Raw genomic sequence first — 21,754 nt, 5'->3', positions numbered from 1 at the left:
TCTACCTCTCAAAAACAAATCTCCTTAATTTATCCACGAACGAAAAGGATGATGATGCCTGAGTACGGCTCTCGTTCAAATAACCAAGCACCAGCTCCTCAAGGGATCGGCTCACTCTGCTTTTAGGTCTGTCAATCACAAATGGACGCTGTTTATTGACGGCTTCAAGGACAGATCTGTCATCAGGTAAAACGCCTAATAAAGTCACTTCTGATGCTAAGAACCTCTTGACTACAACCGCTAGTCGTTCAAAAGTCTCTCTGCCACTCTTTTCATTAAACGAACGGTTCACGAGAATTTTAATCGGAAGTCTGTTGTCTTTATGTACAAGATGCTTAATCATCGCGTAACCATCCGTAATTGAAGTGGGTTCGGGAGTAGTCACTACGATCACCTCGTGGGCTGAACTAATAAAGTGCAAACTGTCTTGAGTTGCCCCTGCCCCCATGTCGAAGAGGATATAATCGAATGACTTGATCAACTGTTCAAATTCTTTTTGAAAATAGTTGAATTTCGCGTCGTCAAGTTCAAAGATGCGAGTGAGTCCTGAACCGCCGGCAATATAGGACAGGGATTCTGGTCCTCGTTCAATAATATCCTGAATCGATATATCTTCCTTAAATAAGTCCACAAATGTCCTTTTGGGTGATTTCCCCATTAAAATATCGATGTTTCCCATACCGATATCCAAATCAAAGATCAAAACCTTCCGGCCTTGCCTCATGAGCTGCAACGCAAAGTTGACGCAAAAATTCGACTTGCCCACCCCACCTTTCCCGCTGGCAACAGCTATGGTTTTCGCCTGTTTGTTTCCTTCCATCTCCTGCATACGCATACGAAGAACTTCAGCTTGATCTTTCATGTGCAAAACCCTCTACAACTTCTCTAGCAAGGACCATGGCGGACGCTGTCTTAATGTCATCCGGTACATTCTGACCATCCGTCAAATAAGCGACCCCGACATCATGAGTAAGGACCATGTTTACGGCATTGCCTTTTCTTGCGGTTTCATCGGCTTTAGTGAAAATCAGCTGGTGGATGGGAATATCTTTGAATTGCATAAGGATCTCACTCATATCGGTGAACTTGCTCGTCAATCCTAGTACAAGGAAGTTATCCGAATCCTCATGAAAGTCGATCACCTTCTGCAGTTCACGGATGAACAATGAATCCCTGAAGTTCCTTCCTGCCGTATCAACAAGTACGAGGTCGAAATCTTGAAAACGTTCCTTCGCCTTCTTGTAATCCTCCATGCTATAAGCAACTTCTAGAGGGATATCCAAAATTTTTGCATATGTTTTCAACTGATCGATCGCGGCAATCCGATACGTGTCTGTTGTAATAAAACCCACGTTCAACTGGTGATTTAAAGCGGCATCCGCCGCAAGTTTCGCAAGCGTGGTCGTTTTTCCCACGCCCGTAGGTCCGACTAAGTGGATGAATTTCTTATCGAAAGCAGGTTTCCCAAATTTCATCTGCTTCATAGATTCATGCAATTCCAGTCTCAGGTGGTTTTCAAGCTCGGTTAAATCTTTGAAACTTTTTCTTTTTTCCAATAGACGATCAATCACATTTCCTGCTACATCTTCCGTGACTTCACGCCCTAAGAGAAACTGATAAGCCATTTCAAGCGGTTCAGGATAAGCTTCTTTTCGATTTTGAATGATGGACCTAAGCTCTTTCAATTCCTCCATAATTTCACGATTCGGGTGGACGTGGGATGGTTGTTCTACCATTTTATCAACCCGTCTCGTTGGATCAGGTGTCCTCTCGTGCTCATCAGAAGGGTCAATGGCAGCAATGACTTCTGTGATCTCTTTTTGGAACAGACCTAAAAATCCATTCGATTTCTTCACTTTGGAATTTAGGATCACAGCATCCGCCCCTAATTCCGCTCTCACTTTCTTGATGACTTCCGGCATTGTAGCCGCTTGAAATTTTTTCACTCTCACGCTACATTCACCACCCCTACACTCTGGACTTCTACCGTTGGATCTAATTCGTTATAAGATAATACAACGACTTGAGGTAAGAAACGATCCAGCAGTTGTTTTACATACATCCGTACCGCTGGTGAACATAGAAGGATGGCTGTTTCTTCCTGTAAGGACATTTGCTCCACCTGTTCTGCAATCGCAGCAATAATGGTCTGCTGATTTTCAGGATCCAGGGCTAAATAACTTCCATGCTCTGTCTGCTGGATATGATCGGCAAGGATCTTTTCCACTTTTCCAGAAACGGTAATGACTTTCACTAATTGATTGTCTTTTTTATACTGGTTCGTAATTTGCGCGGACAGAGATTGCCTCACGTATTCAGCCAGCAACTCCGTATCATTGGTCATTCTTGCGAAATCAGCGAGCGTTTCAAAAATAACAGGCAGGTTTTTCACAGAGACATTCTCTCGTAATAATTTCGCAAGGACTTTTTGTACATCACCTACACGAAGCGGCTCTGGTGTAACTTCTTCTACAAGGATCGGGTAAGATTCTTTCAGATGATCGATCAGCTGCTGTGTTTCCTGCCTTCCGAGCAACGCATGAGCCTGCTGTTTTATAACTTCGGTAATATGTGTTGACACAACAGATGGAGGATCCACCACTGTATAACCGGATAGTTCTGCTTCATCCTTCTGTTCTTCCGTAATCCATTTTGCAGGAAGGCCAAACGCAGGTTCCCGGGTATCGATCCCTTCGATTCCATCATCATCTCCTGGGCTCATCGCTAAGTAATGATCCAATAAAAGCTCCCCATGAGCCACTTCGTTCCCTTTCACTTTAAGACGGTACTCGTTAGGGTTCAGCTGTATGTTATCTCTGATTCTTACAACAGGGATGACGATTCCAAGTTCAATCGCCAACTGTCTTCTGATCATGACGATACGGTCCAGGAGGTCTCCTCCCTGGTTCGTATCCGCAATCGGGATCAAGGCATACCCAAACTCAAACTCAATCGGGTCCATACTTATCAAGTTTACAACGCTTTCTGGGGATTTCATTTGATCGCTCTCCGCTTCATCCATCTCTTCCGGTTCATCAAATTCCGGTTCTTTCTCCTCTCGGGATAACCAATACCCACCAAAGGCAAGAACAGCCGCAATGAGTGTAGTCAGGAAGATCGGAATCGGTGTCAAACCAAGAAGGAAGATGGTCACAGCAGCAATGTAAAGCAGCTTCGGATAGCGAAGCAGCTGACTGGTGACATCTGTACTCAAATTTCCTTCAGAAGCCACCCTCGTTACAACAATTCCCGTCGCTGTTGAGATGAGAAGGGCAGGAATTTGACTGACAAGGCCGTCCCCTACCGTCAAGCGCATGTACGTATCTATCGCTTCGCTGAAAGACATGCCCATCTGAACCATACCGATGATCAGTCCAAAGATAATGTTGATCAAGACGATGATGATCCCAGCAATGGCATCTCCTTTAACGAATTTACTCGCCCCGTCCATCGCTCCATAAAAGTCCGCTTCATTTTCAATTTTTCCCCTGCGTTCTTTTGCCTGGTGTTCATTGATCATTCCTGCATTAAGGTCTGCATCAATGCTCATCTGTTTCCCTGGCATCGCATCCAGTGTGAAACGTGCGGCCACTTCAGAGACTCTTTCCGCCCCTTTTGTGATGACGAGAAATTGAATGATGACCAAAATGACGAACACCACAAAACCTACAAGCGGGTTACCGCCAATGACAAACGTTCCAAATGTCGCAATCACTCCTCCAGCTTCTGCTTCAGAGAGAATGGAACGAGTAGTGGAAACGTTCAACCCCAAGCGGAATAAAGTTAGTAATAATAGCAATGTCGGGAAGACAGCAAACTGCAGAGCTTCATCCATGTTCATAGACACAAGGATGACAATCAGGGCAAGGGTAATATTAATAAGTATGAAAAAGCTAAGGAGCCACCCCGGCAACGGTATGACAAGCATGACGATAATTAAAATCACGCCGATAAGTACAGATAAATCTCTTGCTGACATAAGGGTTTACTCCTTTCTTACATTTTTCTTTCTAATTGATAGACATAAGCCAATACTTCAGCAACAGCTTTATAAAACTGTTCATCGATCGGCTTATCAATTTCTGAATGCTGGTACAAAGCTCTCGCCAGTGGCCTATTTTCCACAGTCACCACATTGTTTGATTTCGCCACTTCCTTGATTTTAAGAGCGATAAAGTCCACGCCCATCGCGACCACATAGGGAGCATCTGACTGCGCCTCATCATATTTGATCGCTATGGCATAGTGAGTAGGGTTGGTAATGACAACATCAGCTTCCGGAACCTCACTCATCATTCTCGCTGCTGACATCTGGCGCTGCTTTTCCTTGATTTTGGCTTTAATTTGCGGATCACCTTCCATGTTCTTGTGTTCATCTTTAATGTCTTTTTTGGACATCCGTATATTTTTTTCATGGTCATATTTTTGATAGGTGTAATCCAGAACAGATAAGATCAACAAGGCTAGCGCAGAAGCCAGCCCCATGATGGTCGTAATCGTTCCAAAAAAAGCCAGTGCCGATTCCACCGACTTCTGGGACATCATCATCATTTGGTCTTTATTGACCCAAATGATGGCAAACGTGATGACCCCAACCATGCTGATCTTTAAGAGTGATTTAAGCAACTCGACCAATGCTCTTGCAGAAAAAATCCTTTTCGCACCTTTGATGGGATCCAATTTTTTCAAATCCATTTTCAAAGGTTCTGCTGTGAACATAATCCCTACCTGAAGGAGATTCGAAGCAATACCAGCAACAACCGCTACCCCCATGATGGGTGCGATGATTTTGGTTATTTCCATCGTCATCTCCACGAACATGGCATGGGTCTGTTCTTGAGAAAGATCTTTATGTATGTACTCATTGAACGCCACTTTGTACATGCCTTTGAGTGTCCCTTCCATATAACCCCCTAGAAGGAAAAGCGTTCCGAATATGAGGAGCAGTAAAAAGCCGGTATTCACATCCTGGCTTTTCGGGACCTGCCCTTTTTTTCTTGTATCTTCACGTTTTTTCGGTGTGGCTTTCTCTGTTTTTTCATCTGCAGCAAAATACTGGAGATCAAGCTTTAACCAAACCATTATTCTCAACCTCCGAATACTTGCATAAGATCACGCATCGTCACCAGCATCGTTTCAAATAAATTCTGTATGAGCATGACATAAAAAGTCATGGCAATGACAAGCACAGACAGGGCTACAAAAATTTTCAATGGTAAACCAACAACAAATACATTCAGCTGAGGTACTGTTCTCGCGATGATGCCAAGAGCGATATCCACTAAAAACAGACAGCCGACGATTGGAACGGCCATAAGAAAAGCAACAACGAACATTTGGTTGAAAGATTGAATGACGAACATAATCCATCCTTCTTCTCTTAAAGGTAAAAATTGATCGATGGCAATCATTTCATAGCTGTAAAACACGCCGTCAATCATCAGATGGTGACCATCCACAGCTAAAATAAATAATAGAGTGATAATATATAAATACTGTCCAATTAATGGACTTTGAGCACCCGTCTGCGGGTCAATGACGTTAGCAATGGCAAAGCCCATCTGGAAATCTATGAATCCCCCTGCGATTTGGATTGCTGAGAGAATTATGTAGGCTAAGAGTCCGACACCGATCCCTACGGCCATTTCTTTAAACAATAATAGAAAATACTCTGCATCAATGGTCAGTTCAGGCGCAGGAACGGTGAAGTACATGATCGCAGCCAAGAAAAAACTGAAGGCGACTTTATGTCTCGTCGGAACGGTCCGATATGAAAAGAGAGGAAGCGTTACAAAAAAAGACGTCACCCTTACTAATATGAGCAAAAACGCTGGCACATTGGCCCAATCGATCGTATCCAGCATCTTATCCCACCAGGATATTCAAGTTATTAAAAATATTAGCAGTGAATTCAACCATATTGGTAAGCATCCACGGCCCGAAGACGATGAGACCAATCATAACAGCCACGATTTTTGGAATGAAAGCAAGCGTTTGTTCCTGAATTTGCGTCGTTGCCTGAAAAATACTGACAAGTAATCCAATGGCCAGTGCCAAAATCAATAATGGACCCGAAATGAGGAGGACGGTATAAATGCCTTCTTTAGCAAACGAGATCACCATATTACTGTTCATTCTTTAAACCTCCGATCTTAAAAGCCTTCCAATAAAGATTTTGATATTAAGTACCACCCATCCACTAGGACAAAGAGTAGAATTTTAAATGGCAGGGAGATCATGACGGGCGGAAGCATCATCATTCCCATGGACATAAGGACACTCGCTACAGCCATATCAATGACTAGAAAAGGAACAAAGATCATAAATCCCATTTGAAAAGCCGTTTTCAATTCACTGATGGCAAAGGCTGGAACAAGAGTCGTGAGCGGGACATCTTGAATGCTTTCAGGTGCTTCCAAGCCTGAATAATTCATAAATAATGCGAGATCCTTTTGTCTCGTATGTTTTCCCATGAATTCTTTCATAGGTTCACTTGCTTCCTCATAGGCTTCATCTAACGTAATTTCTTCATTGAAAAGCGGTGTCAATGCTTCTTCATTCACTTCCTGAAATGTGGGGGCCATAATGAAGAAAGTGAGGAATAATGCGATCCCGATGAGAACTTGATTGGGGGGCATGGATTGAGTAGCCAGTGAAGTCCTGACAAATGACAAAACGATCAAAATTCTTGTGAAGCTTGTCATTAATATTAAAATGCCCGGTGCCAAGGATAGGACCGTCAGCAATAAAAGTAATTTGACTGAAGTTGCGACACTCTCCGGGTCAGAACTTGAGAAGATATCAATGAATTCATTCATGCTCAGAATCCCTCCTCTTCTCATCCATAACTTTCTTCCTTTTATCTTTCATATCGTTCAATTGATTTTCAAACAGTTGTTGAAATTGGATAGAAGAGGAACCGCTTGATTCCTGTCTGTCTTTCCATTTGTTCGTCCATTTTTTTATGTTCAAGTTTGGAGATGGACTCCCGTTCTGCTCCTGATTCAACAACGTCTGCTTTGTCTCTTCTTCGGTAATTTCAGTTATGATTTGTACCGTCTCCCCCACTCCCAGGATAAAGACTTGTTCACCAATACGTACAGCCTGGATCGAGAGGCTCGGGCCCAGGTTCATTCCACCCAGGTTCTCCATCGTACGGTTCTGATTAAACATTTTATTTTTTTGGTTAAAGAACTTAAGCAAACCATATAGAAGAGCCACTACAAAGATCAATGCAAAGATCAGTTTAACTACATTCCAAACAAGACTACCCCCGCCCTTCATTTCTACAGGAGAATCTGATGTCTGCTGATCTTCTTTCTGCCCACCTTCAGAGGAAGGACAACCCTCAAGCTGAGGGTTCTCCAAACATTCGAAGGCCGAGGGCTGGGCAAATCCTTGTACAGGAAAAACTGCCATCATCAGGATGATGAGCACGGCTGCCACTGTCACTCTTGTTGTAGAAATCATGGACATTCTTCTTAACTCAACGCTTTTTGAATAGCCTCGATTACACGATCAGCCTGGAATGGTTTAACGATAAAATCTTTCGCTCCAGCCTGAATGGCATCCACAACCATGGCTTGCTGTCCCATAGCGGAACACATAATCACTTTGGCATCCGGGTGTTGGCCTTTAATTTCCTTCAATGCCGTAATTCCATCCATCTCCGGCATTGTAATATCCATCGTAACCAAATCCGGCTGTTCCTCTTTATAGAGTTCAACGGCTTTTTTGCCATCTTCCGCTTCCCCAGCAATTTCATAACCGTTTTTCGTTAAAATGTCTTTTACCATCATTCTCATAAATGCTGCGTCGTCTACGATCAGTATTCTTTCTGCCATATTAAATCCTCCCTAATAATGCACTATTTATCGTAATTTTGTTAAACGTTCTTTAGGACTCAAGATATCCGTCACACGTACGCCGAAGTTCTCATCAATAACAACAACTTCCCCTTTGGCCATCAATTTTTCATTGACATGGATATCCACGGGCTCTCCCGCTAATTTATCAAGTTCAAGCACAGAACCTGATGATAATTCCAGTATTTCTCTGACAGAACGTTTCGTCCGCCCAAGCTCTACCGTCACCTTCAAAGGAATGTCCATCAACATATCCAAATTCTTTTGTTCAGACCCATTCAATTGCACAGGCGTGAAACTTTGAAACTCGGCCGTTTGAACATTTGCATCATCTGCTGACTGTCCGGCCGGTCCTCCTACATATTGCGGAGAATGAGGCGGCTCTTCTGTCATGGGAGATTCATAGAATGTATGTTCAGACATGTTGTCCCCCTGCTTCTCATGATTTTGAACAGAAGGTTGCTCTTTCACCGGTTCAGTTTCACTCTTTGAAAGTGGTTCTTCTGCAGACGTAAAGCTCTCTCCAGCCTTAGATTCTTCCTGCTGTGGGTTCATTAATTCTTCCACAAGCTCTTTAGCGAAACTCACCGGGATGAGCTGCATGATATTGGAATCAATCAAATGCCCTACCTGGAGTTGGAAGGAGACTTTTACCAGCACTTCCTCGTCCGGAATCTTGTGCGTACCTTCATCTTCCTCCAAATTCAGCACATCGATGGCTGGCGGAGATATGTCTACTTTTTTATTAAAGATCGTCGACATACTCGTAGCCGCAGATCCCATCATCTGATTCATCGCTTCCTGTACGGCACTCAATGCAATTTCATTCAGGTGATCATCCGGGTCGGTACCGTCACCGCCAAGCATTAAATCAGCAATAATGGCGGCATCCTTCGTTCGAATTACGAATACATTTTCACCTGAAAAACCGTGGGTATAAGTAACGCCGACCGCTACGTGCGGCTTCGGGAATTCATCCGGTAAATTCTTTCTTTCCAAGACGGAAATCTGCGGTGTTGTAATATCAACCTTCTGATTCAAAAGTGAAGATAGGGCAGTCGCTGAACTCCCGAATGAAATGTTGCCGATCTCACCTAAGGCGTCTTCCTCCAATAACGATAACGTTTCTTCATTATCCGAGAGGCCCTCTTCGTTGTCATTGTCACCCCCGCCGTTTAATAGCGCATCAATTTCATCTTGGGATAACATATCATCACTCATTTTCTCCGGCACCCCCTTGATATTCCTCTAATACTTGCACAGCCAGTTTATTTCTTGATTTCCCTGGCTGTATGTAAAATTTAACTTCATCATCCACCTTCATTTTCAGCGGTTGATCGATGGGCTGGTCAAGACGGATGACATCCTCTTTACTCAACCCTAAAAATTGTTCGATGCTCATGTCAGCCTCTCCGAGGACCGCCCTAACATCCAGCTCTGCTTCCTTGATGGTATGACTGATGGCTTGGACTTCTTCTGGATCCCGTTCTTTTGGTTTTTCTTTCTGCATCCAGTAGTGCACAGATAATCTTGGGATAATCGGCTCCAGTACAACATGCGGAATACAAATGTTGATCATCCCGCTTGTCTCGCCTATGGTCGTGTTCAATGACACAACGACTACGGTTTCATTTGGTGAGACCATTTGTAGAAATTGCGGATTCACTTCAAATTCTTCCAGTAAAGGATCGATATCGACAATCGAGCCCCATGCTTCTTGATAATTCTCTAAAGACCTTTCAAAAAGATGAGACATGATCGTTGTTTCAATTTCGGTTAAATTCTCGATCTTGTTGACGCTGCTTCCTTTACCTCCAAGCACACGATCCATCATGGCGTAAGAAACGTTGGGATTTGCCTCTAAGAGAATCCGTCCTTCAAGGGGAGGCACGCTGAAAATATTCAGGATCGTCATCGTAGGAATCGACCGGATAAATTCTTCATAAGGCAACTGATCCACTGATGCCACTTCAATGTTCACATAAGTTCTCAGTTGCGCTGAAAAATAAGTCGTCAACAACCTGGAAAAATTTTCGTGTATTCGTGTTAAACTTCTGATCTGATCCTTAGAAAAGCGGAGCGCTCTCTTAAAATCATAAACTTTTACCTTTTTTTCATTATTTTCGTTCTTTAACTCCTCTGCATTCATCTCCCCGGTAGATAGGGCCGAAAGCAATGAATCGATCTCATTCTGCGAGAGAACCTCTTCTGCCAAAACCTCACCCCCCTTTCTTTTTCTCTATTATTGAAGGACCTTGTTTACCGTATAGACGTCTGTGACTTCTCCTTCATCCATGAAATCATTCAGTCTTAATTTGACTTTCGCTTCAAGATCTGAGAGTCCAGACTGAAACGTATCTGAATCCATAGTCGATAATTCTTTCAGAAGAACATTTTGCATTTGAAAGTCTCTTTTCTTCATTTCTTCCATCGATTCTTTGCTATCCGTCACAACCCGAAAGCTGATCCGGACATAATCTCCGTTTTGCAAATCCGTAGTAATCTCTTCTGTTAAAAAAGAGGCTTCACGAATATCATCAATCGATCTTTCCCCACTCGCTTCGCTTTCTCCATTAAAATTGAGAACAAGCACAAGTGCTACGACACCGATGACGGTCAACGTGCTTAACGTAATCACCATCACTTTAAATCCATTCATTCGTCATCCCCTGCCTTGTCTCTCACCCCGACAATACCGATGTTTTTATAAAAACTCGTGACCTTTTCAACGACCTCAGCTTCACTTTCTTTCACGAGGATCGTCCGGCCTGTTGTTGTGATCACTGTCGTATCAGGGTTCGATTGGATTTGCTCTATGTAGATAGCATTGAAAGTAAAAAGCTGGCCGTTTAATTTAGTTAAAGTAATCATTGATATATAGAGAGGGGCGGATATTCAACCCCTCTACCCCCTTTTATCGTTTCAAGTTGACGAGTTCTTGTAAGATTTCATCCGATGTAGTGATGATTCTTGTGTTTGCCTGGAATCCACGTTGAGCCGTTATCATTTCAGTGAAGGACTCCGCAAGATCGACGTTGGACATTTCCAGTGCTCCAGATACTGTCTGCCCCGTACCGTTTTGACCAGGAGCAATTAAATCATCGATACCTGCTAAACCTTCGCCATCAACGGAGTAAACTCCAGCGTTATTCGTATTCTGGAACGCATTTCCTCCAATTTTCTGAAGACCACTCGGGTTAGAGAATTGCGCCAAACGAATTTGACCAGCTACAGCAGTATTACCAGTACTATCGATGTAGTTGACTGTGCCGTCGGTCTGTATACTGAAACTTTGGGCATCTGTAGGAATGGTGATTGCTCCTGCTCCTCCACCTTCGCCGTTCTGACCAATCAAGTATTTTCCTTCACCATTTACAATGGCTCCATCACTATCCAGATAAAAGTTCCCTGCACGTGTAAAAGATAAATTAACAGCTTGCAAATCCAGAGCAGCATCATCCGTCGAAATGGGAAGCTCTGCTGTACCTTCACCCAAAACGAACATCCCATCTCCTTCTAAAGCTAAATCCAATGGACGGTTCGTCGTTTGCCTGTTTCCCTGAGTGTGGATGGTATCAATTGAACCCACTTGAGACCCAAGCCCCACCTGGGAAGGATTCAATCCCCCTCTTATATTCTCTCCGTCAGCCAAAGCGGTAGGCCCTTGAGCGGCAGACATCGTCTGGCTCATCATATCCTGAAAAGTGACTCTCCCTTTTTTAAAACCATAAGTGTTGACGTTTGCGATGTTATTTCCAATCGTATCGAGTTTTGTCTGAAAGCCTTTCATACCAGAAATCCCTGAGTACATTGAACGTAGCATATTGACGACATTCCTTTCCTTCGGTAGGTTCACCTGCATCAATCGGTCAGCAGATGGTAAGGCCTCCCGTTAAGGGTCCAGCCTATTCGTTTACAAAAATTGTTCCATTAATATTGGTGAAAATCTGAGATTGTGTCTCCTCGCGGTCCATGGCGGTTACAACCGTTCGATTTTTTGAGCTGACCACGAGGGCTGCTTCCTTAAGTACGACCAAGGATTGGTCGACCCCTTTTTTGCGGGCTTCGATCATTTTCTCTCCAATTTTTGACCAGGTTTTTTCACTGATCTCAATCTTCCGCTCTTGTAACCTGTCCATCGCATGTTTACTTACTTTGATTTCTTTCGCTCCATGAAGGAACTGTTGAAAAGGAACATTAGCCTTCTTAGCCCGCGGCTGCTTTTTTGGTATGGATAACGGCCTGTGTAAAGATTGAATGCGCGGGTCCATCTTATCCCTCTTCAACCTCTTTCTCAGAATTTCCGTCCACTTCACCTACTTTGGTAATGTATGCCACTGAGATTTTCTCTCCTGATTCGAGTTCCAGGTAAGTTTCTCCTCCGGACTGGTTGACCGCTTGGACAATGTCTGATTCCGTACGATCCACTAGTCCTGTTTCCTGATCATAAACTGGATAAGAAACTTCTTTTCCAATCAGCCCACTGTATTGAATAAGCGGAGGGAGATTCTGGGTGTCTATGAATCTTTGAAAGGACTGTGACATATTTGTCATCTGTTCAAGGCTTGAGAACTCTGTCATTTGTGAAATAAACTCTTTGTCTTTCATAGGGTCCAGCGGATTTTGGTTTTTTATTTGAGCCATGAGGATTTTCAAGAAATCATCTTTACCGAGCGTGCTGCTCCCGGTCCCTCGAACCTGCTGATTCTGCAAATAGAGAGAGGGATCAATACTTGTCATACCATCACCTATACTTTCTCATTCATTAAGATTTCGTGGAAACTGAGTTCTTCGTTCTCTGTCATTTCCATATCATCCTGCTCTTCAACATGCTGATTATGGTCATTTGGTTGCTCCCGGTCTTTACTGCTGCTATCCATCTGCTCATGGAGCTGTTGCTGCAAAGCAGATGATTCCACCTTTTCTATCACCACTTGCTGAGGGGAAAACATATGTCTCAGTTGCGTTTTGTTCCCTTCGAGCATCTCTTTAGCGGCTTGACTCGTTACTAATATCTTCACTGCCATTTCCCCATTAACCTGAGCAAATTTTACGGTTAGATCCCCAAGGTTCCCCGGTTTCAACTTAATCAGCATTTCCATACTGCCTTTAGGATTTGTGAGCAGCCGACTGGATTGAATGATTTTCTCCAGCTGCTGGATCATCTGTTTTTGAGAAGATGCGCTCTCTTGATTCTGGTTCATATGGATGACATGTTGTTCCACTTTAGTCATGGGCATCGTTACATTATTGGATAATGGCTGATACTTGGGGGCTTGAAGTTTAGGCTCTTGTTGAAGATCTTCCCCCATTGCCTGCTTCACCCATTTAACGATGTCCTTTCCTGTTAGAGGTGTTTGTTGATGGTAAGTTTTTGGAACATCCGTCCGGTTTTGATACATATGGATCAATTTACTGAACACCTGTCGCTCTTGAAGCGTACCTTCCTGAGTAATCCTTTCAAGAACACCCTGCCCTGTTGATTTATGATTAGGTAGCGACTCAACAAGATGCATGAACTTCTGTAACAATTCCTTCATTTCTTTCCCAGCTTTATGAGAAGCTTGAGGAGAAGGATCTTTCTCATGAAAAGTCTGAATGATGCTCTTCATCTCCTGCCATGTCTTATGTAAGTTTTTTTCTATGTGGTCAGGATTTGAAGCAGATACAACCTCTTCCCCAGTAAATAAAGGAGTAAGGTGCTGCAGGGAGCTTTCACTCTTTGTCGTCACTGTTTTCAGAAGTAATGCCAGTTCTTTGAATGTTCCTGCCAGTTCCTGGGTCTGTTCGGATAAATCAGCAAGGGGTTCTTCAGCGATGAGTTGCTGTCCCAGTTCTTCCATGGGTGAAATTATTTTTGAGAAAAGTCCTTCAGAGACAGCTCCTTTAGCATTGCGAATGGTTTCATTCCAATACGCACCTTGACCATCAGACCATTCACCTTGTTCTATCAGGTTCGAAATCATGGCCTCGATTTTATTAAAAAGCTCCATGAATTTTTCTTTTGTTTCCTTCAGGTTGCTTTCCTCTGGAATTGACACTGTGGTCCTTCCTTGAAGATCGAGAAGAATAGATCCAAACAAAACTTCTTCAGTGGCTCCCTCTTCCTCTTTTTTCATAATAGAATTCATCACTTTTTTGTGAGATGGCCCAGAGAGCGTCATTAAAGCTGTATTCATTTTTTGCACCCCCTTTCAAGGAAGTCTTACTCTTCAATCAGCATACTTGCAATGTTAGCTGCAGCTTCAGGGTCCATCTGACCCAGGATTTCTCCTTTTTCTTCACTGGCTACTTCACTCAAGACTTGGACCGCTAGATTTTGGTTCATACTTTCGAGGATAGGAGCCGCTTCTTCTGGATCCATCTCCTGAAAGGAGCGAGCCATTGCTGATACTTTTGAATCCTCATTGTTCCCCTCTTCTGCCACTGCCTCTTCCAAATCAGCTTTCAACTGCACCACTTGTTGTTCCAGTTCATTGATTTGACTCTGTTTACTATCAGCTTCTGATTGGAGTTCTTCCACTTCCGCTTCTTTGTTGGCAATGACGGCCTTCAATCGGTCCATCTCGCCACAATCTGTATCTTTACCTTCAGATGAAGCAACAGAGGATAGACCTGGAATACGACTGGCGTACCTCTCAACCTCCTCAAAAACATTTACGCCACTCAAGGTGAGTACAATCAATGTCAGTGTGATAAGAAAAATCAAGGGAAAGATAATGGCGGTGATGATTTTCAAAAAGGATTTTTTGTCTTTTTTCGTGTATGTACTCTTTGTCATTCCATCACCTATTCTGAAAATTCAAGTATTGTTGCATGGATAGTTCATCCATCTGCTTGGTTTCTTCATGTTTCATAAAATTCCATTGCTCTTCCTGCTTATGCTCCACAATCTTTTCAAACTTCTTCACCTCTATATGAGCCCTGGAAAGTTTGGCTTGTTTTTGCTGCATATTCACTCTGGCATTTTGCACAGCAGGTTGGAGGTGGTCGATCGTTTCCTGTAAACTTTGTATGTATCGCTGGTGCCGCACGATCGCATCCGCTCTCACTGTTTGGTTCTTCATTTCTTCTTCAAAGCTTTTTTCCGCTAATTCCTTTTTTCTCAGGCATTCATAAAGTTTTTCTGCCTGTTTTTCGAAATCATTGACCGCATCCTGATAGACCTTGTGGTTTTGTTGTTTCTCTCTATCTCTCAAGTCTCTAATTCTTTGGAATGTTTGAATTTCAGCCATGTCATTCAGCCTCCTATAGGAACAGATTTCTCAAATCTTCCACGGACTTCTCAAATCTTGCTGGTTCGTGAATCCCTTGTCTTAAAAATTGAATGATGGCAGAGTGATAGGATATCGCTTGGTCGATTTCTTTACTGGACCCTTTTTTATAGGCCCCGATTTGAATCAACTCACTATTTTCTTCATACGTAGCTAAAAGAGCTCGCAACTTCTCAGCTGATTCCTTATGCTCGTAAGAGACAATTTGCTTCATCACTCGGCTGATGGACTTCAAAATATTGATGGCTGGAAAATGTCCTTGTTCCGCGAGTTTACGATCAAGAACAAAATGACCATCTAGAATTCCCCTTACAGTATCAGAGATCGGTTCATTCAAATCATCACCATCAACTAAAACTGTGTAAAAGGCTGTAATCGTTCCATTTGTACTGGACCCCGTTCTTTCTAATAGTTTGGGTAAGAGTGCAAAAACGGAGGGCGTATAGCCTTTGGTCGTCGGTGGTTCTCCAGTTGCAAGACCGATCTCACGCTGCGCCATGGCAAAACGAGTGACAGAATCCATCATCAAATTGACGTTATACCCAAGGTCACGAAAATATTCACTGATGGCTGTCGCTGTGTAAGCTCCCTTTACTCTCATCAAAGCTGGCTGGTCGGAAGTAGCAACGACAAGAATGGAGTTTTTTAACCCCTCATCACCGAGATCATTCTCAATGAACTCCCTCACTTCCCGCCCTCTTTCCCCAATCAAGGCGATCACATTTAAATCGGCGGAGCTGTTTCTGGCGATCATTCCCATCAAGGTACTTTTACCAACACCGCTTCCTGCAAATATACCGATTCTCTGTCCTTTGCCGACCGTCAACATGGTGTCAACAGCTCTCACGCCTACTTGAATCGGTTCATGAATCGGTGGACGCATGAGAGGGTTGGGAGGATTCTGGTCTGTAGGATACCCCCTTAAACCTAGTGGCATCGATGCACCATCTAACGGGTGCCCTGTAGCATCCAGGATCTTACCGACAAGCCCCATCCCGACTTTGATTCGCATAGGTTCACCGGTAGCTTCGACAATGCTTCCAGGCCCCACTTCCTTTAATTCTCGAAAAGGCATCAAAAGGATGTTTTCATTGTTGAAACCGACCACTTCGGCTGCGATTTTTTCTTTTTGTTCAGAAGTATGGATATAACACAAATCACCGACAGAGGCTTCCGGCCCTTTGGATTCAATCATAAGTCCGACAACCCTATGAATTTTCCCGTACCTTTTCATAGATTTTGCATTGGCGATCGCATCAAAATAACGCTGACTATTCATTTCCCATCTCCTCATATGCCACCGAGAGCAGTTGATGCCTAAGTTCTGATAACTGAGTATCTATGCTTCCATCAAGTCTTCCAAACCGTGACTCCACGATACATGCGTTAGGGTCTAACTCTTCTTCTGCATAAATACTTAAGTATGAGGATGGTGTAATCAGCCTTTCAAGTTCATCAGACTGCTTATGGACCAAACTATATTTTTCCGGGTGGACATACAAGGCGACTTCTGGTTGTCCTTTGACCTCTTCCATCACTTTTTTAACCACCGGCATAAACGAAGTCGGATCTTCTTCCAGTTTCTTGTTAAGAATCTTTTCGGCAGTTTTCATAGCTACTTCTACAATCGTTCTTTCACTATTTGTAACCATACGGTCATGCGAATCTTTCGCTTGAAGGATCATATCATTAGCCTGGGATAACCGGGTTTGGAAGGTTTCGTATCCTTCTTTATGACCTTGTTGAAATCCCTCTTTCATCCCTTTCTGATAGGCTTCACTTTCAATCATTTTTCTTTCTTCTTCCCAAGTGGCTTTCAAAGACTCTATTTCTTCTTCCGTGGAACGAATCAATTGATTCCTTTGCTTCCTGGCGGCCTCTAAATCTTCTTGAGCCTGCTGTAAGTGCTGCTTGATTTGCAGCCTTTGCTGGTCTTGTTCTTCTTCATTTGTGCGATGTCCTTGAAAATGAACAGGTCTTAAGCCAATGACACGGCCATTGGAAGAAGATCCGCCATTAGACAATGATGTCATCTCCTCCACCTCTTGCTATTACGATTTCTCCAACATCTTCTAAACGGCGAATGGTGGAAACTACTCTCGTCTGCGCTTCTTCCACATCCCGCAGTCTGACAGGTCCCATAAATTCCATCTCTTCTTTAAAAGTGGTTGCCATCCGTTCAGACATGTTACTGAATACGATGTCCTTCACTTCTTCACTGGACACTTTAAGTGACAGTCGCAGATCATCATTTTCAACATCACGGATGATCCTCTGTATCGCTCTGTTATCCAGAGCAACAATATCCTCAAACACAAACATCCGTTTCTTAATTTCTTCTGCGAGTTCCGGATCTTGTATTTCAAGGGAGTCAAGGATCGTCCTTTCTGTACTACGATCAACACCATTTAAAACTTCCACAACCGCTTGAATTCCACCCGTTTCTGTATAGTCCTGAGTGACTGTTGCAGACAACTTTTTCTCAAGAATTTGTTCTACCTGACTGATCACTTCAGGGGAAGTGGAATCCATAGTGGCAATCCTTCGAGCCACATCTGCCTGAAGTTCCTGGGGGAGTTCTGATAATATCTGTCCAGACTGTTCAGGGTCGAGGTAGGACAATACTAGTGCTATGGTTTGTGGGTGCTCGTTTTGAATAAAGTTCAAGATCTGATGAGCATCCGCTTTTCTCGCGAAGTCAAATGGCTTCACTTGCAAAGATGAAGTGAGTCGCCCGATGATATTTGATGCTTCATCCGAACCAAGTGCTTTCTCAAGAATCGTTTTAGCATAGCCGATTCCACCCTGTGAAATATAATCCTGAGCTAATGCAATTTGATGAAACTGATCCAGGATTTCTTCTTTTTCTTTACTATCCACTTTTTGAACAGAAGAGATTTCCAATGTCAATTGTTCAATCTCTTCTTCATCTAAATGTTTGTAAACTTGAGCAGCAACATCCGGACCAAGAGAGATCAACAGAACAGCCGCTTTCTGCTTGCCAGTCAACTTTGTTTTTCTTAAGGCCATACATAGACCTCCTTAATCTTCCGCAATCCAAGATCGCAATAATTTCGCGAAATCTTCCGGTTTTTCTTTCGCCATTTTTTCCAACTGTTTCCGTTTACGCGTTCCTTCATCTTCCCGCTCTTCTATAGAAGGGATTTCCTGAGGTCTGGATTCTTGTACCTCTTCTTCAAAGAACCTATAGTCTTCCTCATCCTCGTCTACCTTCGCTCTCTTTCTTCTAGCGATAACGATGAGAAGTACGAGAATCGTAAATAAGAGTAGGGCTCCGATAATGTAAACCCATAGAGGAATGCCTTCCCGTGCATCAGGGAATTCGGGTTCCCCATTGAATTCCTGGAACACGATGGATACTTTCTCCTGTGTATCTATTTCTCCGTATTCGCCATTAATCGACGTGGTAATCATTGAATCCACAATGGACTGTACGCTCTCTTGCACAGTTTGTTGTTCAGCAGCAGTCAGGTATTCGATCTCTCCTTCTGTACCGACACTCTTAGTATTATCAATCGCTACTTGAATTCCTAAATCCCTGACCTTATATGGACTTTCTTCAATATTCTTCTTGATTCTGTTGAACTCATTGTTGATGGTTTCACGATTCATTTCGTAATCTCCACCAGAACCTTCTGTGCCAGCCGGGTATTCAGGTATGTCCCCTTCTTCTGTACCTACAGGGCCACCTTCAGGAATACCCCCTTCGTAAGTTTCTTCAATTCTTTCTACACTCACAGGCAGCCCTTCCATTGTTTCAGGGTCTACGGGCTCAACCAGTTCCTCTACACGATTTTCCTTAGTGAAATCAATATCTGCTGTAACCGTTGCTATCACTTTTTGCTGGCCGATCATCATGCCCAGCATACGCTGAAGACGCTGCTTAATGTCTCTTTCAATGTCTTTTTTTACATTCTGCTGATATGTATAAGCATTGTCAGAACCACCCATTTGAGATTTGTTGATATCAAAATAGTTGAAATTCTGGTCCATAATGACGATATTATCTTTAGGCAGATTCGGTACAGATTTTGAAGCTAAGTTATAAAGTGCTTCGATTTGACCGTCCTCAATTTGGTGCCCCGGCTGTACATTGAGCACAATAGAGGCAGAGGCCGGTTGCGCGGATTCAGAAACGAAAACCTGTTCTTCCGGCATATTGATCATGACTTGAGCATCCTGAATGCCTGTGATGCCTTTCATTAAATTAGCAAGTTCAGTCTGCATCGCATCCAGTTTAATGACATCAAACTCATTATCCGTCATCCCCCAGGATGTATTTCCACTGAAAAAACCATAATCTATGGTTCCACTATTAGGCAGGCCAGCAGCTGCGAGATCAACAAGTAAACCTTCTGCCTGCGTGTCTGGAACAAGTATCGTAGATCCTCCTTGATCCAGTTCATATGTAACTCCTCTTGTTTCCAGTTCCGTCTTAATTTGACCAATTTCCTGTAATGTCAAATCTCTGTATAAGGGAACCATATTCGTACGTGAAGCGAACACACCAGTTAGGATAAAGATAAAAATAATGGCAGCCACCCCACCGATTATCCACCCCTTTTGTGATGTTTTCCGCTCTTTCCAAAAGGTTGTCATTCTTCCTTGATATTTTTTTATTTTTTCTTTCATAGTTGCCCCCAAAAAAAGCACGACCTAAGCGAATGGTTTAGTGCGAATTAAATATAAAGCAGAGTTATACCTGCATACGCATAATTTCTTTATATGCTTCCACGACTTTACTCTGCATTTCCACAGTTGTCTTCATCGTGATGCTTGCCTTTTGTGAAGAGATCATCACATCGTGCAAATCGTTGATATCTCCCCGTGCGAGTGCTTTTGTCTTTTCATTAGACAAAATTTGAGCTTTGTTCACTCCTGCAACAGCATCCTTTAATTGATTGGCAAATGTTGCATGAGCTTCACCAGGAGAAATATTTTTCTTCCATTGGGTTTGAGAAGGTTGGCTTAAGGGGATTGTGTTAATTATAGGGTTGGACATTCTCTATTCTCCTTACTTTATCTTCCGATTTCCAAAGCTTTCATTAACATACTTTTAGAAGCATTGACGGCCGTCACATTCGCCTCATACGAACGTGTGGCACTCATCATATCAACCATTTCTTTTAAAGGGTCGACATTAGGCAGTTCTACATAACCATCCCCGTTGGCATCTGGATGATTTGGGTTGTATACGAGTTTAAAAGGCTCTTCGTCCTCAATGATTGCTGTTGCTTCCACACCACTTCCTTGTGATGAATCGCTGACTGCTTTATGTAAGAAACTCTTGAAGTTGTTTTCAGACGGCTCAAAGACGACCATCTTGCGCCGGTAAGGCTGCCATTCCCCATTTTCATCAAAAGTGGCTCTTGTTGTGTTTGCGTTCGCCATGTTCGATGAAGCTACATCCATACGTAAGCGCTGAGCTGTGAGTGCGCTTGCACTATTGTTCATTGCATGAAAGATACTCATCTGTTAATTCCCTCCCCTGATAACAGATTCCAGGCTGCGGAATTTACCACTCATGCGGTCAACTAAAGCCTGATACTGGATTTGATTTTGTGCCAGTTCATTCATTTCTTTATCGATGTCCACGTTATTTCCGTTATGATTGTATACCGTATCTGTTTTTGTAAACGTCCGGTACGGTTGGCCAGTGTTATTCGTAAAGGGTAAATGACGATCATTCGTTCTTTTCGCCTGCAGGAATGAATGTTCCTGATTTAAGACATCTTTGAAAGCAACGCCTTTAGCTTTATACCCCGGTGTATCCACGTTGGCAATATTATTAGAGATCGCTCTGTTTTTAGCTGATGAATAATCCAAGGCATTCTCTAAACTTGTAAAAGTGCTACTGAAAAGAGCCATTACTCCACCTCTATTCGACATTTTTCCATACTCACAGACACAATTGTAAAAAAATTCACGTACTTGTGTCTATATAAAAAGCTACTTTTTTACGAGAGTATTACAAACACCCCAAAAGAATCAGGTCTATATTCCTTAATTTTTAACTTTTGTTTCCAAGTGTCGAAATCTTTCCCATAATGAACATTATTACATAACTTTTTGTCGAATAGTGAATATATTTTGGATATTTTTAAAACACGACATAAGATAGTGAAAATAGGTTAAACTGTTAAAAAACACATCAGCCTGGAAAAAATGGTCTTTCTTCGTTTTAATATATGGAATTAATGTAAAAGGTTGCTATCACGACGATTATAGAGGAGAGAAATCCACCCTTTTTCGTGAAGTTCAGTAAGCCTTTTGAATCACATTCGAATTTCTGCGTTCTTTTTGTTTACTTCATGGGCTTCATCCAGCGTTTATATCACAGATTAGCGTAGCTGCAGATTTCATGTGAAAACCCTCCATTCCCGCTTCCGTTCTCCGACTTCTCAATGTTCTTCAAGAACTCTTATGATAATAACGACTTCATGAAAGTGAGTCATTTCCTCTCCTGATCAGGTATTGAGGTAAAAATAATCATTTTTTATAGCATGAGAGTGAGTAAAAGAGAGCTCTCGCGCATGAAGGTTCTTCTGTAACATCAATCGGGTGGGCCCGCTTAAGAAACTTCAGATCTCCCGC

At 42.8% G+C, this 21,754-nt stretch carries 26 protein-coding genes; all 26 read right to left on the bottom strand.

From position 1 onward, the window contains the following. Position 1: 1 nt before the first annotated feature. A complete protein-coding gene (locus GLW00_RS09015) occupies positions 2–862 on the bottom strand; it encodes a MinD/ParA family protein (RefSeq protein WP_160913230.1) in 861 nt (286 codons plus the stop codon). Beyond that, entirely contained in the window at positions 846–1,952 is a 1,107-nt protein-coding gene (flhF, locus tag GLW00_RS09010) for a flagellar biosynthesis GTPase FlhF (RefSeq protein WP_160913228.1), read from the bottom strand. Before flhF ends, GLW00_RS09015 begins: the two co-directional genes overlap by 17 nt. Continuing rightward, the gene (gene flhA / locus GLW00_RS09005; protein WP_160913226.1) at positions 1,949–3,979 is read right to left on the bottom strand and encodes a flagellar biosynthesis protein FlhA; all 2,031 of its coding nucleotides are present in this window, start codon (positions 3,977–3,979) and stop codon (positions 1,949–1,951) included. The genes flhF and flhA overlap by 4 nt, the downstream gene beginning before the upstream one ends. A 17-nt stretch (positions 3,980–3,996) precedes the next feature. Further along, positions 3,997–5,082 (bottom strand): flagellar biosynthesis protein FlhB, encoded by a 1,086-nt coding sequence (gene flhB, locus GLW00_RS09000; protein WP_160913224.1) that lies wholly within the window; start codon positions 5,080–5,082, stop codon positions 3,997–3,999. A 5-nt stretch (positions 5,083–5,087) separates the two neighbouring features. Then, complete coding sequence (fliR, locus tag GLW00_RS08995; protein WP_160913222.1) at positions 5,088–5,864, bottom strand: flagellar biosynthetic protein FliR; 777 nt, start codon at positions 5,862–5,864, stop codon at positions 5,088–5,090. Between the two features lies 1 nt (position 5,865). Beyond that, positions 5,866–6,135 (bottom strand): flagellar biosynthesis protein FliQ, encoded by a 270-nt coding sequence (gene fliQ / locus GLW00_RS08990; protein ID WP_089652403.1) that lies wholly within the window; start codon positions 6,133–6,135, stop codon positions 5,866–5,868. A 17-nt stretch (positions 6,136–6,152) separates the two neighbouring features. Next, positions 6,153–6,818, bottom strand: a complete 666-nt coding sequence (fliP, locus tag GLW00_RS08985) for a flagellar type III secretion system pore protein FliP (RefSeq protein WP_160913220.1) — start codon at positions 6,816–6,818, stop codon at positions 6,153–6,155. Then, a complete protein-coding gene (locus GLW00_RS08980; protein WP_160913218.1) occupies positions 6,811–7,470 on the bottom strand; it encodes a flagellar biosynthetic protein FliO in 660 nt (219 codons plus the stop codon). The genes fliP and GLW00_RS08980 overlap by 8 nt, the downstream gene beginning before the upstream one ends. Positions 7,471–7,481: 11 nt before the next feature. Then, positions 7,482–7,844, bottom strand: coding sequence for a response regulator (locus tag GLW00_RS08975; protein ID WP_160913216.1), 363 nt, complete (start codon positions 7,842–7,844; stop codon positions 7,482–7,484). 27 nt (positions 7,845–7,871) lie between these two features. Then, positions 7,872–9,086: a flagellar motor switch phosphatase FliY gene (fliY, locus tag GLW00_RS08970; RefSeq protein WP_160913214.1), complete on the bottom strand. Its 1,215-nt coding sequence runs from the start codon at positions 9,084–9,086 to the stop codon at positions 7,872–7,874. Continuing rightward, positions 9,079–10,080, bottom strand: a complete 1,002-nt coding sequence (gene fliM, locus GLW00_RS08965; protein WP_160913212.1) for a flagellar motor switch protein FliM — start codon at positions 10,078–10,080, stop codon at positions 9,079–9,081. Before fliM ends, fliY begins: the two co-directional genes overlap by 8 nt. A gap of 27 nt (positions 10,081–10,107) precedes the next feature. Next, complete coding sequence (gene fliL / locus GLW00_RS08960) at positions 10,108–10,524, bottom strand: flagellar basal body-associated protein FliL (protein ID WP_160913210.1); 417 nt, start codon at positions 10,522–10,524, stop codon at positions 10,108–10,110. Beyond that, the gene (locus tag GLW00_RS08955; RefSeq protein ID WP_160913208.1) at positions 10,521–10,736 is read right to left on the bottom strand and encodes a flagellar FlbD family protein; all 216 of its coding nucleotides are present in this window, start codon (positions 10,734–10,736) and stop codon (positions 10,521–10,523) included. Before GLW00_RS08955 ends, fliL begins: the two co-directional genes overlap by 4 nt. A 43-nt stretch (positions 10,737–10,779) precedes the next feature. Beyond that, entirely contained in the window at positions 10,780–11,688 is a 909-nt protein-coding gene (flgG, locus tag GLW00_RS08950; RefSeq protein ID WP_160913207.1) for a flagellar basal body rod protein FlgG, read from the bottom strand. A gap of 82 nt (positions 11,689–11,770) precedes the next feature. Beyond that, entirely contained in the window at positions 11,771–12,136 is a 366-nt protein-coding gene (locus GLW00_RS08945; RefSeq protein ID WP_160913205.1) for a TIGR02530 family flagellar biosynthesis protein, read from the bottom strand. Position 12,137: 1 nt separating this feature from the next. Beyond that, complete coding sequence (flgD, locus tag GLW00_RS08940) at positions 12,138–12,605, bottom strand: flagellar hook assembly protein FlgD (protein WP_160913203.1); 468 nt, start codon at positions 12,603–12,605, stop codon at positions 12,138–12,140. Between the two features lie 8 nt (positions 12,606–12,613). Next, entirely contained in the window at positions 12,614–14,044 is a 1,431-nt protein-coding gene (locus tag GLW00_RS08935) for a flagellar hook-length control protein FliK (protein WP_160913201.1), read from the bottom strand. 26 nt (positions 14,045–14,070) lie between these two features. After that, positions 14,071–14,646, bottom strand: coding sequence for a magnesium transporter MgtE N-terminal domain-containing protein (locus tag GLW00_RS08930; RefSeq protein ID WP_160913199.1), 576 nt, complete (start codon positions 14,644–14,646; stop codon positions 14,071–14,073). Positions 14,647–14,650: 4 nt separating this feature from the next. After that, complete coding sequence (gene fliJ / locus GLW00_RS08925; RefSeq protein ID WP_160913197.1) at positions 14,651–15,100, bottom strand: flagellar export protein FliJ; 450 nt, start codon at positions 15,098–15,100, stop codon at positions 14,651–14,653. Positions 15,101–15,113: 13 nt separating this feature from the next. Continuing rightward, positions 15,114–16,418 carry a flagellar protein export ATPase FliI gene (gene fliI / locus GLW00_RS08920; RefSeq protein WP_160913195.1) on the bottom strand — a complete coding sequence of 435 codons (1,305 nt, stop codon included), beginning with the start codon at positions 16,416–16,418 and terminating at the stop codon, positions 15,114–15,116. Next, positions 16,411–17,172 carry a flagellar assembly protein FliH gene (gene fliH, locus GLW00_RS08915; RefSeq protein WP_160913193.1) on the bottom strand — a complete coding sequence of 254 codons (762 nt, stop codon included), beginning with the start codon at positions 17,170–17,172 and terminating at the stop codon, positions 16,411–16,413. The genes fliI and fliH overlap by 8 nt, the downstream gene beginning before the upstream one ends. Beyond that, entirely contained in the window at positions 17,156–18,169 is a 1,014-nt protein-coding gene (fliG, locus tag GLW00_RS08910; protein WP_160913191.1) for a flagellar motor switch protein FliG, read from the bottom strand. The genes fliH and fliG overlap by 17 nt, the downstream gene beginning before the upstream one ends. A 12-nt stretch (positions 18,170–18,181) precedes the next feature. After that, complete coding sequence (fliF, locus tag GLW00_RS08905; protein WP_160913189.1) at positions 18,182–19,792, bottom strand: flagellar basal-body MS-ring/collar protein FliF; 1,611 nt, start codon at positions 19,790–19,792, stop codon at positions 18,182–18,184. Positions 19,793–19,856: 64 nt separating this feature from the next. Beyond that, positions 19,857–20,162: a flagellar hook-basal body complex protein FliE gene (fliE, locus tag GLW00_RS08900; protein WP_160913187.1), complete on the bottom strand. Its 306-nt coding sequence runs from the start codon at positions 20,160–20,162 to the stop codon at positions 19,857–19,859. 17 nt (positions 20,163–20,179) lie between these two features. Beyond that, positions 20,180–20,632, bottom strand: a complete 453-nt coding sequence (flgC, locus tag GLW00_RS08895) for a flagellar basal body rod protein FlgC (RefSeq protein ID WP_160913185.1) — start codon at positions 20,630–20,632, stop codon at positions 20,180–20,182. Between the two features lie 3 nt (positions 20,633–20,635). After that, a complete protein-coding gene (flgB, locus tag GLW00_RS08890) occupies positions 20,636–21,028 on the bottom strand; it encodes a flagellar basal body rod protein FlgB (protein WP_160913183.1) in 393 nt (130 codons plus the stop codon). Positions 21,029–21,754: the final 726 nt, after the last annotated feature.

Origin of the sequence: Halobacillus litoralis, from assembly GCF_009856445.1 — a bacterium.
Lineage (GTDB): Bacteria > Bacillota > Bacilli > Bacillales > Halobacillaceae > Halobacillus > Halobacillus litoralis.
The sequence above is the reverse complement of the archived record's forward strand: the minus strand, read 5'-3'. Positions and strand labels throughout refer to the sequence as shown.

Excerpts from the sequence above, each read along its gene's own strand:
- GLW00_RS08930 (WP_160913199.1), bottom strand. The coding sequence starts at position 14,646 with ATGACAAAGAGTACATACACGAAAAAAGACAAAAAATCCTTTTTGAAA.
- fliJ (WP_160913197.1), bottom strand. The coding sequence starts at position 15,100 with ATGGCTGAAATTCAAACATTCCAAAGAATTAGAGACTTGAGAGATAGA.
- fliG (WP_160913191.1), bottom strand. The coding sequence starts at position 18,169 with ATGGCCTTAAGAAAAACAAAGTTGACTGGCAAGCAGAAAGCGGCTGTT.
- GLW00_RS09015 (WP_160913230.1), bottom strand. The coding sequence starts at position 862 with ATGAAAGATCAAGCTGAAGTTCTTCGTATGCGTATGCAGGAGATGGAA.
- GLW00_RS08955 (WP_160913208.1), bottom strand. The coding sequence starts at position 10,736 with ATGATTACTTTAACTAAATTAAACGGCCAGCTTTTTACTTTCAATGCT.
- fliQ (WP_089652403.1), bottom strand. The coding sequence starts at position 6,135 with ATGAACAGTAATATGGTGATCTCGTTTGCTAAAGAAGGCATTTATACC.
- fliH (WP_160913193.1), bottom strand. The coding sequence starts at position 17,172 with ATGACATCATTGTCTAATGGCGGATCTTCTTCCAATGGCCGTGTCATT.
- fliE (WP_160913187.1), bottom strand. The coding sequence starts at position 20,162 with ATGTCCAACCCTATAATTAACACAATCCCCTTAAGCCAACCTTCTCAA.
- GLW00_RS08975 (WP_160913216.1), bottom strand. The coding sequence starts at position 7,844 with ATGGCAGAAAGAATACTGATCGTAGACGACGCAGCATTTATGAGAATG.
- fliR (WP_160913222.1), bottom strand. The coding sequence starts at position 5,864 with ATGCTGGATACGATCGATTGGGCCAATGTGCCAGCGTTTTTGCTCATA.
- GLW00_RS08935 (WP_160913201.1), bottom strand. The coding sequence starts at position 14,044 with ATGAATACAGCTTTAATGACGCTCTCTGGGCCATCTCACAAAAAAGTG.
- flgG (WP_160913207.1), bottom strand. The coding sequence starts at position 11,688 with ATGCTACGTTCAATGTACTCAGGGATTTCTGGTATGAAAGGCTTTCAG.
- fliL (WP_160913210.1), bottom strand. The coding sequence starts at position 10,524 with ATGAATGGATTTAAAGTGATGGTGATTACGTTAAGCACGTTGACCGTC.
- fliI (WP_160913195.1), bottom strand. The coding sequence starts at position 16,418 with ATGAATAGTCAGCGTTATTTTGATGCGATCGCCAATGCAAAATCTATG.
- GLW00_RS08945 (WP_160913205.1), bottom strand. The coding sequence starts at position 12,136 with ATGGACCCGCGCATTCAATCTTTACACAGGCCGTTATCCATACCAAAA.
- flhB (WP_160913224.1), bottom strand. The coding sequence starts at position 5,082 with ATGGTTTGGTTAAAGCTTGATCTCCAGTATTTTGCTGCAGATGAAAAA.
- fliF (WP_160913189.1), bottom strand. The coding sequence starts at position 19,792 with ATGAAAGAAAAAATAAAAAAATATCAAGGAAGAATGACAACCTTTTGG.
- fliP (WP_160913220.1), bottom strand. The coding sequence starts at position 6,818 with ATGAATGAATTCATTGATATCTTCTCAAGTTCTGACCCGGAGAGTGTC.
- flhA (WP_160913226.1), bottom strand. The coding sequence starts at position 3,979 with ATGTCAGCAAGAGATTTATCTGTACTTATCGGCGTGATTTTAATTATC.
- flgC (WP_160913185.1), bottom strand. The coding sequence starts at position 20,632 with ATGAGTATCTTTCATGCAATGAACAATAGTGCAAGCGCACTCACAGCT.
- fliY (WP_160913214.1), bottom strand. The coding sequence starts at position 9,086 with ATGAGTGATGATATGTTATCCCAAGATGAAATTGATGCGCTATTAAAC.
- GLW00_RS08980 (WP_160913218.1), bottom strand. The coding sequence starts at position 7,470 with ATGATTTCTACAACAAGAGTGACAGTGGCAGCCGTGCTCATCATCCTG.
- flgD (WP_160913203.1), bottom strand. The coding sequence starts at position 12,605 with ATGACAAGTATTGATCCCTCTCTCTATTTGCAGAATCAGCAGGTTCGA.
- flgB (WP_160913183.1), bottom strand. The coding sequence starts at position 21,028 with ATGGCTCTTTTCAGTAGCACTTTTACAAGTTTAGAGAATGCCTTGGAT.